Here is a 9587-nt window from a genome sequence, read left to right as displayed (position 1 = left end):
CTCAGAAGTGAAACGCCGTAGCGCCGATGGTAGTGTGGGGCCTCCCCATGCGAGAGTAGGGAACTGCCAGGCATCAAATTAAAGTGTGCTGATATGGCTCAGTTGGTAGAGCGCACCCTTGGTAAGGGTGAGGTCCCCAGTTCGACTCTGGGTATCAGCACCAGTTTTAAAGCGTGAGTTCGGTAAATAACAGAATTTGCCTGGCGGCTTTAGCGCGGTGGTCCCACCTGACCCCATGCCGAACTCAGAAGTGAAACGCCGTAGCGCCGATGGTAGTGTGGGGTCTCCCCATGCGAGAGTAGGGAACTGCCAGGCATCAAACACAGAAGCCCTGAACGAAAGTTCAGGGCTTTTTTGTATGTTTAAAACTCGCAACCAGGCTCAAGATTCGTCAAAAACGTCGAATGAGTTAATGCGAGATAATATCAAGGTCATAAAAAAACCTCTGCCAGATTGCGCAGAGGCTTAAGTAGCTCATTGAATATCAATGAATAACTTGAGAAAGGAAGGCGCGTGTACGTTCTGATTTCGGATTCGCGAAGAACTCCTGCGGCGGCGCTTCCTCAACAATCTCTCCGCGATCCATAAAGATCACCCGGTCCGCCACAGTACGCGCAAAGCCCATCTCGTGCGTCACGCATAACATCGTCATACCATCTTCTGCCAGACCAATCATTGTATCGAGAACCTCTTTTACCATTTCTGGATCGAGCGCTGAAGTCGGTTCATCGAACAGCATGATTTTCGGTTTCATACACAGTGAACGCGCGATCGCCACACGTTGTTGCTGCCCTCCTGACAACTGTCCTGGAAACTTATGGGCATGTTCCGCGATACGCACGCGTTGCAGATAATGCATCGCTAACTCTTCCGCTTCTTTCTTCGGCATCTTACGCACCCAAATCGGCGCCAGGGTGCAGTTTTGCAACACGGTAAGATGCGGGAACAAATTAAAATGTTGAAATACCATGCCGACTTCGGTACGAACACGCTCAATATTGCGCACATCATCGTTAAGATGGATGCCATCTACCACGATACGGCCTTGTTGATGTTCTTCTAAATGATTGATGCAACGAATAGTGGTGGATTTTCCGGAACCGGAGGGCCCACAAAGAACAATCCGTTCGCGGGGTTTCACCAGCAAGTTAATATCTTTAAGAACATGGAACTGACCATACCATTTATTCACGTTTTCGAGCGTAATCATCATGGCGTCAGCCGCATTAGTCATAATTTGTGTCATGTAAAACCTCAGTGCGATTTACGCCCGGTGTGGAAGCGCTTCTCCAGATACTGGCTATAGCGCGACATGCTAAAACAGAAAATCCAGTAAACCATGGCAGCAAACACGTAGCCTTCAGTCGACATGCCCAGCCAGGTGGGGTCAACGGTGGCTTGCTGCACGCTACTGAAGAGATCGAATAGGCCGATGATGATCACCAGGCTGGTATCTTTAAACAGTGCGATGATGGTATTCACTAAACCAGGGATGGTCAGCTTAAGTGCCTGTGGCAGAATAACCAGCATCTGCGTTTTCCAGTAGCCGAGTGCCAGTGATTCCGCCGCTTCAGTCTGCCCTTTTGGCAGTGCTTGCAAGCCGCCACGCACCACTTCTGCAACATAAGCGGACTGGAACAGAATCACGCCGACCAGCGCACGTACCAGCTTGTCGATAGTCGTGCCCTCTGCCATAAACAGCGGCAGCATTACCGATGACATAAACAGCACGGTAATCAGTGGCACACCACGCCAGAACTCAATGAAAATCACTGACAGGGTGCGAACCACGGGCATTTTTGAACGACGAGCCAGCGCCAGCAGAATCCCCAACGGCAGCGCACCAGCGATGCCAATTGAGGCAATAATCAGCGTCAGCGTCAGACCGCCCCACTGGCGGGTTTCCACGCGATCCAGCCCCAGATACCCGCCATACATCAGCAGCCAAACAATGATCGGATAGATCACCGCCCAGCAGGCAATGTAGCGACCACGGCGTGGCATAGACTTAATGAACATGGGAACGATCGACAGTAGACTAATCACCAACGCCAGATTAATGCGCCAGCGCAATTCATGTGGATAAAGCCCATACATGAATTGGCCAAAACGTGCGTGGATAAATACCCAACATGCACCGGCTTTGGTGCAATCCGCGCGCGTTTCACCAATCCAGTTAGCCTGGAAGATCAGCCAATCCAGCGCCGGAGGAATCACACTCCAGATGATCCAGAAACTGAACAGCGTGAGCAGGGTATTGAGCCAGCTGGAGAACAGATTTTTGCGCGCCCAAAGCCAGGCTTTTCCTAGCGGATTGCTGGGTACGGGCGGTGTTTCGTGTGTGGTAACAGACATAATGATCCCGTTCTCTTATCGCTCAACTAGCGCAATTTTGCGGTTGTAGAGGTTCATCAGCAGTGAAATGAGCAGGCTGATGATCAGATAGACCGCCATGGTAATCGCAATAGTTTCAATCGCCTGGCCAGTTTGGTTCAGCACGGTACCGGCAAACAACGACACCATATCGGGATAGCCAATGGCCGCCGCCAGTGATGAGTTCTTCACGATATTGAGATACTGACTGGTTAACGGTGGAATGATCACGCGCATTGCCTGCGGGATGATGACTTGACGCATCGTGACCGGATTTGGCAGACCCAGCGAACGGGCTGCTTCATTCTGACCGTGCGGCACCGACTGAATCCCGGAGCGAATCACTTCCGCAATGAACGATGAGGTATACACAGAAAGCGCCACCGTTAACGCCGCCAGCTCCGGGATCATCACAAAGCCGCCGCGGAAGTTGAATCCGCGCAGTTCTGGTACATCCCAATGCGTTGCGGCACCAAACAATGTGTGTGCAATCAGGGGTAACAGCACAATCAAACCTGCAGCGGCTGGCCACGTGCGGCGTAACTGGCCGGTTTTTAATTGATGCTTACGGTTGAAGCGGAAAAGCGCAACGCTGCCGAGGATGGCCAGTGCCAGCGCAATCAGGAATGGCCAGGTGCCAGGTGCATACTCTGGCCACGGAATATACAAACCGCGGTTACTGACAAACGCCAGATCAAACGCATTGAGTGCCTGACGTGGCCCTGGCAGGTTGCGCAACACCGCAAAGTACCAGAAGAAGATCTGCAGCAGCGGTGGGATATTACGAAACGTCTCGATGTAGATGGTCGAGAGTTTACGCAGCAGCCAGTTTCCAGACAGACGCGCGAGCCCCACGGCGAAGCCCAGGATGGAGGCAAATACAATGCAGAGTGCGGAAACCAGCAGGGTATTGGTCAACCCCACCATAAACACGCGCGCGTAAGTATCGCCTTCGGTGTAATCGATCAGGTGTTGGACGATGCCGAAACCGGCATTGCGCTCAAGAAATCCGAAACCGGAAGTGATGCCGCGGTTGGCCAGGTTGATTACTGTGTTGTGGACCAGATATCCCACCACAGCAAGCACGGCCACAATCGCGATGATCTGGTAAAGCCAGGCGCGAACCGTAGGATTACCAAACGAAAAATCCCTCTTTACGGTTGGGCGTTGTGACATGTTGAAACCTCAGTGAAGAAAACGCTTGGGCACCGCAGGGTGCGGTGCCCGACTGGCAGAACAGACTTAGCGTACTGGTGGAGCGTACTGAATGCCGCCCTGGTTCCAGAGTGCATTCTGGCCACGCGCGATTTTCAGTGCACTGTCTTTACCCACGTTGCGATCGAACACTTCCTGATAGTTACCGACTTGTTTGATGATGTTGTAAGCCCATTTATTATCAAGTTTCAGGTCTTTACCGAAGTCACCTTCTGCACCCAACAGGTGAGCCATATCCGGGGTAGTGGGTTTGGCCGCCATCTGATCAACATTCTTAGAGCTCACGCCCATCTCTTCTGCGTTCAGCATGGCGTAAAGAGACCATTTAACGATGGTGAACCAGTCGTCATCACCACGACGTACCACAGGACCCAGCGGCTCTTTAGAGATCACTTCTGGCAGCACGATGAAATCATCTGGTTTGCCGAGTTTCACACGCAGTGCATACAGCTGAGACTGGTCGGAAGAGAGGGTATCGCAGCGGCCACTGTCGAGTGCTTTCGCTGACTCATCAGAACGGTCGAAGGTCACTGGCGTGTACTGCATTTTGTTGGCTTTGAAGTAGTCAGCCACGTTCAGCTCGGTATCGGTACCGGCCTGAATACATACGGTGGCACCATCCAACTCTTTGGCGCTTTTCAGACCCGCTTTCTTATGGGTCAGGAAGCCGATGCCGTCATAGTAGTTCACACCAGCGAACAAGAAGCCCATGCCACCATCGCGCGAAGAGGTCCAGGTGGTATTACGAGACAAGATATCCACTTCACCAGACTGGAGCGCAGTGAAACGCTCTTTAGCCGTCAGCGGGGTGTATTTCACCTTGCTTGCATCACCAAATACCGCAGCCGCAGCAGCGCGGCAAACATCCACGTCGATTCCGGTAAATTTGCCGCTGGCATCAGCGTAGGAGAAGCCTGGCAGGCCATCGCTGATACCGCACTGTACGAAACCTTTCTTTTTAATGGCATCCAGCGTGGTGCCTGCGTGCGCTTGTTGAGTAACGGCGAACAGCGAGGCTGCAGCGACCAGGGTGGAAAGCATCATCTTTTTCATAAAGCATCCTGTGTGGCGAGATCGTGTGTTGTTATGTTTGCACGCACTTTAATGTGCGCTTTTTTCTGTCTGTGGCGGTTAGCCATCCACGACTCTGCAAAGGTAATGCCAGGTTTGCAGAATCCTGAATTCACTAGAAAGATCTTTTAATAAAAGGACGCATCCAGAAATTTTGGCTACTATCGCGCACCAAAAGGCTGCATGACGAGACGACGCGATCACAAATAGTGCAAATAGTTTCACTATGTGGAAGCAGTGTGAGCCATCACTCAGGATAAAATGTATGCGTTTGCAGGGTTACGGTAGAAACAGGGCAGGATCACTGGGAAAGCGGCTGGCGGGCGTTATGACGCACAAAGCAGGCGTTAAAAAGGGGCAAAAGACGTGCGGTAAGAGAGACGAAATATCACGGATGCAATTGCAACTATCGTTACCATATCCGCGACAATTGTTTCATCCGTTGCTAACGCAGGGAAACTATGGGTGAGGCACAAACAAAAACGCCAACCCGAGGGTTGGCGTTAGCGCAGCAAAGAACAATTAGTTCATGCCGTATTTTTTCAGCTTCTTACGCAGGGTACCACGGTTGATACCCATCATCAGAGCTGCACGGGTCTGGTTGCCACGGGTGTACTGCATCACCATGTCCAACAGAGGCTGCTCAACTTCAGCCAATACCAGCTCATACAGATCACTTACATCCTGACCATTCAGTTGAGCAAAATAGTTCTTCAGTGCCTGTTTTACCGAATCACGAAGTGGCTTTTGCGTCACCTGATCCTGTGAGTTAACGGTAGAAACGGTCAGTACATCAGAATTTACGCGTTGTTCGAACATAGTTCTTTCAGCTCTTTATTTCGTTTACGCAAGATTTTCGAAGTATGCCTCCAACGCCTCCAGCTGTTCGCTGGCATCCTCTATGGCGTTGAATGTGCGCCGAAACTGGTCATCAGGAGCACTTTCCTGCAAATACCAGGAAACGTGTTTACGAGCAATACGGTATCCCTTGCGCTGACCATAAAAGTCGTGCAGTTCCCGTATATGTCCAATCAGCATTTGCTTCACTTCAGCCAGCGGCTTCGGTGCCAGCAGCTCCCCTGTGTCCAGATAATGCTGGATTTCCCGGAAGATCCACGGTCTTCCCTGAGCAGCGCGTCCAACCATCAGAGCATCGGCTCCGGTATAGTCGAGCACCGCTCTGGCTTTGTGCGGGTCAGTAATGTCACCATTCGCGATAATCGGAATGGAAACGCTCTGCTTAACTGTCCGAATGCTGTCGTATTCAGCGTGCCCCTCAAACAAACAGGCGCGCGTGCGGCCATGAATGGTGAGAGCCTGAATGCCACAGCGTTCAGCCAATTGGGCAATCTCTACACAATTACGATTTTCTTTGTCCCAGCCGGTGCGAATCTTCAGCGTAACCGGTACATCAACTGCATTCACTACCGCACGGAGGATGGACTCCACCAGTGACGGATGCTGCAGCAGTGCTGAGCCAGCCATCTTACGATTCACTTTCTTAGCCGGGCAGCCCATGTTGATATCAATGACCTGCGCGCCAGACGCCACATTAATGCGCGCGGCTGCAGCCATCTCATCAGGATCGCAACCGGCAATTTGCACGGCACGGATTCCAGGCTCGTCACTATGCACCATACGCAAACGGGATTTATCACTGGCCCAAACTTCTGGGTTTGATGACAGCATCTCGGAGACAGTCATACCCGCGCCGTTCTCGTAACACAAGGTGCGAAATGGCTTGTCGGTAACGCCAGCCATAGGTGCAGCGATGAGTCGATTACGTAGCTGATGGTGTCCAATGCGCATGAAAAAGAAGTGACCCTAACTGTTCGCAAGGCGGCGTATATTACGCATTTTTTAACGAAGATGAAAGGCCAAACTTTGAACAATTCACCGTTAAACTGCGAGGAATTCGGCCTTAACAGCAATGCTACAACTAATAATCTATATAATTCAGTGCATTAAAAAATTATGCTGAAATTGTGAGCAAAAGTTTTTCTTAAAACATGCCCAAAATCACGACATAAAAACCGCCACATCCGGTAATTAGCCAGAGAAATGACGGCGATATGATTATTAAATGTACTAATTTGATTGCTTTCAGGTAGCAGATTTTCGGCTGATATGCAGAGGGTGAGTTGCTTTCACTGTCTGATGGCCAAACAGCAAACCGGCCAGCGAAGCCAGCCGGTGATCAAACTCAGCGGCGCACGCCGGTAATACGGCACCACTCCTCTTTTTCAGCCACCGGATCAAGTACGAAGCGCTCAACATAGGCTTCGCACACCCCTTCAGCCTGGCTGGCTAATACGCCCGACAATCCCAGATGTCCGCCCGCCTTTGGCAATACGCTAATCAGCGGCGCCAGCTCACGTAGCGGGCCTGCGAGGATATTGGCGACAACCACATCAGCTTGCAGGTTTTCCGGCTGTTGATGCGGTAGATAGAGCGACAGACGATCAGAAACGCCATTGCGCTCAGCATTGTCACGGCTGGCCTGAATAGCCTGCGGATCAATATCAATCCCGATAGCCTGCGACGCGCCCAGTTTAAGGGCGGCTATTGCGAGAATGCCGGATCCACAGCCAAAATCGATCACAGTTTTGCCTTGCAGATCAAGTCCATCAAGCCAGGTGAGACAGAGCGAAGTGGTCGGGTGGGTGCCGGTACCAAACGCCAGGCCCGGATCCAGCATCACGTTGACGGCATTCGGATCCGGCACGTCCCGCCAGCTCGGGCAGATCCACAAACGTTCACCAAAACGCATCGGGTGGAAGTTATCCATCCATTCACGTTCCCAGTCTTTATCCTCGATCTGCTCGATCTTGTGATGGAAATGCGATCCCAGCAGTGGATGTTGACGCAGTTCGGCCACCACATCGTCCATCTCGGTTTCGGCGTCGAACAGACCAATCACATCCGTATCGCCCCATAAGCGTGTTTCACCCGGCAGCGGTTCGTAAACCGGGTTGTCATGGGTATCCTGAAACGTCACCGAGACGGCGCCCACGTCCATCAGCGCATCGCTCAGCGGCTCGGCATTTTCGCCGGTACTGTTAATTTTGATTTGAATCCAAGGCATAGCGTTTCTCTTTATTTCACCGCGGCGTGACGCGCTTCAGGCGTGCTGCCAAACAAATTACCCACCACGAAGGCCAGCAGGCTTAAGGTCAATGAGGGAACGATAGGGTGAAAGCCCCATAGTTCAATTTTCAGGCTGGCAAGTAAGGTATAGCAAGCCGCGCCGACAACCATGCCGCTGATAGCACCTGTCGAATTAGCGCGCTCCCAATACAGTCCCAATACCAGCGGCCAGAGGAACACGGCTTCCAGTCCGCCAAAGGCCAGCAGATTGAGCCAGATAATCATATCCGGTGGATTCCACGCCGCCAGTAACAGCAATATGCCCAGCACGAAAGTGATAGTGCCGGATAGCATACGCAGGCGCGATTCATTCTCGCTGTGCTGTGGCGCAATACGCAAATAGAGATCCTTGATCAGCGTAGCGGAGGATTGCAGCAGCTGCGCGTTAATCGTTGACATGATTGCTGCCATCGGTGCAGCGAGAAACACGCCGGCTGCCATTGGCGGCAACACGGTGATCATCAGCGTCGGGATCACGCGATCCGGAACAGTGAGATCCGGCAGAATGGCACGACCTAACGCCCCCGCCAGATGCATGCCGAGCATTAGAATCACCACGACGATGGTGCCCAGAATGATGCCGCGATGCATGGCTTTACTGTCTTTATAGGAGATACAGCGCACCGCAGTATGCGGCAAACCAATCACGCCAAAGCAGACCAGCACGGCGAAAGAACTCAGGAATGTCGGATTAATGACGTTGCCAACACCTTCCGGCGACACGAGTTGGGGATCGATGGTGCGCAGTTTCGTCACGGCCGTTTCGAGTCCACCCGCCTGATGGATAATGGCAAACAGCAGCAGGAAGGTGCCGACCAGCATTACCAGGCCTTGCATTGCATCGTTGAGTACGCTGGCACGGAAGCCGCCAAACGCGGTATACAGCGCGATGGTGCCACCAAAAATTAATAAGCCGGTGTCGTAAGGAATACCCGCAGCGGTTTCCAGCAAGCGTGCACCACCAATAAACTGTACGGTCATTGCGCCAACAAAAGCCACTAATAAGCTAATACTGGAGAGCCAAATCAGCAGTGTGCTGCCGTAGCGGCCATATAGCATGTCATTCAGCGTCACAGCGTTATAGCGGCGCGCGAGAATGGCGAATTTCTTTCCTAATACACCGAGCGAGAGCCACACCGCCGGCACCTGAATCATCGCCAGCAATACCCAGCCAAGACCATATTTATAGGCAGCACCCGGCCCGCCAATAAACGAACTGGCACTGATGTAGGTGGAGGTAATCGTCATGGCCAGCACAAAACCACCCATCGAACGGCTGCCGAGGAAGTATTCGGTGAGGAAATTGCCCTGACGCTGTTTGCGCATCGCAAACACCGATAAACCGGCGATCAAGACCAGATAGGCTAATAGCGGCAGAATGATTTCACTGTCCATCTTGATCCTCAAGCGACATGTCGCGATACAACAGGCGAACCATCACCCAGCAAAGGACGATAAATAGCAGCGGGGCGAAAATGCAGGAGAGCTCAAACCAGTGCGGTAATCCGGTGATGCCGCTCTCATTGCCGCCTAGCCAGGCACTTAGGCCCCAGACGGCGAGGTACGCCAGCGTCAGATAAAATGCCCAGCGCGCCTCTTTGTTCGCTTGTAAAAAACGCCAATCCATCATGCAACCTCAACGGTAACAAAAATGAAAAAGGCCGGATTAACCGGCCTTTGTTTGCTCTGCGCTGCGATTACTTCTCGTGCAGGCCGAGTTTTTTCTCCAGATAGTGGATGTTGGTGCCACCCTGCTGGAAATGTTCGTCGGACATGATTTT

10 protein-coding genes, 1 tRNA gene and 1 rRNA gene are annotated in these 9587 nt (G+C 52.1%); 2 read left to right on the top strand and 10 right to left on the bottom strand.

The features are described from left to right. Nucleotides 1-87: 87 nt before the first annotated feature. Together QMZ65_RS24950 and rrf are read left to right on the top strand one after the other, a co-directional pair. Nucleotides 88-163, top strand: a tRNA-Thr gene (locus QMZ65_RS24950). Between the two features lie 36 nt (nt 164-199). Next, nucleotides 200-315 (top strand): 5S ribosomal RNA (rrf, locus tag QMZ65_RS24945). Between the two features lie 169 nt (nt 316-484). Here rrf and QMZ65_RS24940 read toward each other — a convergent pair. From QMZ65_RS24940 to QMZ65_RS24895, 10 genes are all read right to left on the bottom strand, one after another. Then, entirely contained in the window at nt 485-1246 is a 762-nt protein-coding gene (locus QMZ65_RS24940; protein WP_034830190.1) for an amino acid ABC transporter ATP-binding protein, read from the bottom strand. Nucleotides 1247-1254: 8 nt separating this feature from the next. Beyond that, a complete protein-coding gene (locus tag QMZ65_RS24935; protein ID WP_283216926.1) occupies nt 1255-2355 on the bottom strand; it encodes an amino acid ABC transporter permease in 1101 nt (366 codons plus the stop codon). Between the two features lie 15 nt (nt 2356-2370). Beyond that, entirely contained in the window at nt 2371-3549 is a 1179-nt protein-coding gene (locus QMZ65_RS24930; protein WP_283216925.1) for an amino acid ABC transporter permease, read from the bottom strand. A 66-nt stretch (nt 3550-3615) separates the two neighbouring features. Further along, nucleotides 3616-4641: an amino acid ABC transporter substrate-binding protein gene (locus tag QMZ65_RS24925; protein WP_034830184.1), complete on the bottom strand. Its 1026-nt coding sequence runs from the start codon at nt 4639-4641 to the stop codon at nt 3616-3618. 540 nt (nt 4642-5181) lie between these two features. Then, nucleotides 5182-5478, bottom strand: coding sequence for a DNA-binding transcriptional regulator Fis (fis, locus tag QMZ65_RS24920; RefSeq protein WP_003855228.1), 297 nt, complete (start codon nt 5476-5478; stop codon nt 5182-5184). Between the two features lie 24 nt (nt 5479-5502). Then, nucleotides 5503-6468 (bottom strand): tRNA dihydrouridine synthase DusB, encoded by a 966-nt coding sequence (dusB, locus tag QMZ65_RS24915; protein WP_038644355.1) that lies wholly within the window; start codon nt 6466-6468, stop codon nt 5503-5505. Nucleotides 6469-6862: 394 nt separating this feature from the next. Then, the gene (gene prmA / locus QMZ65_RS24910; RefSeq protein ID WP_211729897.1) at nt 6863-7744 is read right to left on the bottom strand and encodes a 50S ribosomal protein L11 methyltransferase; all 882 of its coding nucleotides are present in this window, start codon (nt 7742-7744) and stop codon (nt 6863-6865) included. 11 nt (nt 7745-7755) lie between these two features. Next, nucleotides 7756-9201: a sodium/pantothenate symporter gene (panF, locus tag QMZ65_RS24905; protein WP_034830170.1), complete on the bottom strand. Its 1446-nt coding sequence runs from the start codon at nt 9199-9201 to the stop codon at nt 7756-7758. After that, nucleotides 9191-9433 carry a YhdT family protein gene (locus QMZ65_RS24900; RefSeq protein WP_034830168.1) on the bottom strand — a complete coding sequence of 81 codons (243 nt, stop codon included), beginning with the start codon at nt 9431-9433 and terminating at the stop codon, nt 9191-9193. Before QMZ65_RS24900 ends, panF begins: the two co-directional genes overlap by 11 nt. Nucleotides 9434-9503: 70 nt before the next feature. Beyond that, the coding region (locus QMZ65_RS24895; protein WP_249221851.1) for a hypothetical protein at nt 9504-9587 on the bottom strand (84 nt) is incomplete at its 5' end.

Origin of the sequence: Pantoea sp. EABMAA-21 (genome assembly GCF_030053335.1) — a bacterium.
GTDB classification, from domain to species: domain Bacteria; phylum Pseudomonadota; class Gammaproteobacteria; order Enterobacterales; family Enterobacteriaceae; genus Pantoea; species Pantoea communis.
The sequence above is the reverse complement of the archived record's forward strand: the minus strand, read 5'-3'. Positions and strand labels throughout refer to the sequence as shown.

Bases quoted from the DNA above. Each gene is read 5' to 3' on its own strand.
- QMZ65_RS24940 (WP_034830190.1), bottom strand. From the start codon at position 1,246: ATGACACAAATTATGACTAATGCGGCTGACGCCATGATGATTACGCTC.
- QMZ65_RS24935 (WP_283216926.1), bottom strand. From the start codon at position 2,355: ATGTCTGTTACCACACACGAAACACCGCCCGTACCCAGCAATCCGCTA.
- QMZ65_RS24930 (WP_283216925.1), bottom strand. From the start codon at position 3,549: ATGTCACAACGCCCAACCGTAAAGAGGGATTTTTCGTTTGGTAATCCT.
- QMZ65_RS24925 (WP_034830184.1), bottom strand. From the start codon at position 4,641: ATGAAAAAGATGATGCTTTCCACCCTGGTCGCTGCAGCCTCGCTGTTC.
- fis (WP_003855228.1), bottom strand. From the start codon at position 5,478: ATGTTCGAACAACGCGTAAATTCTGATGTACTGACCGTTTCTACCGTT.
- dusB (WP_038644355.1), bottom strand. From the start codon at position 6,468: ATGCGCATTGGACACCATCAGCTACGTAATCGACTCATCGCTGCACCT.
- prmA (WP_211729897.1), bottom strand. From the start codon at position 7,744: ATGCCTTGGATTCAAATCAAAATTAACAGTACCGGCGAAAATGCCGAG.
- panF (WP_034830170.1), bottom strand. From the start codon at position 9,201: ATGGACAGTGAAATCATTCTGCCGCTATTAGCCTATCTGGTCTTGATC.
- QMZ65_RS24900 (WP_034830168.1), bottom strand. From the start codon at position 9,433: ATGGATTGGCGTTTTTTACAAGCGAACAAAGAGGCGCGCTGGGCATTT.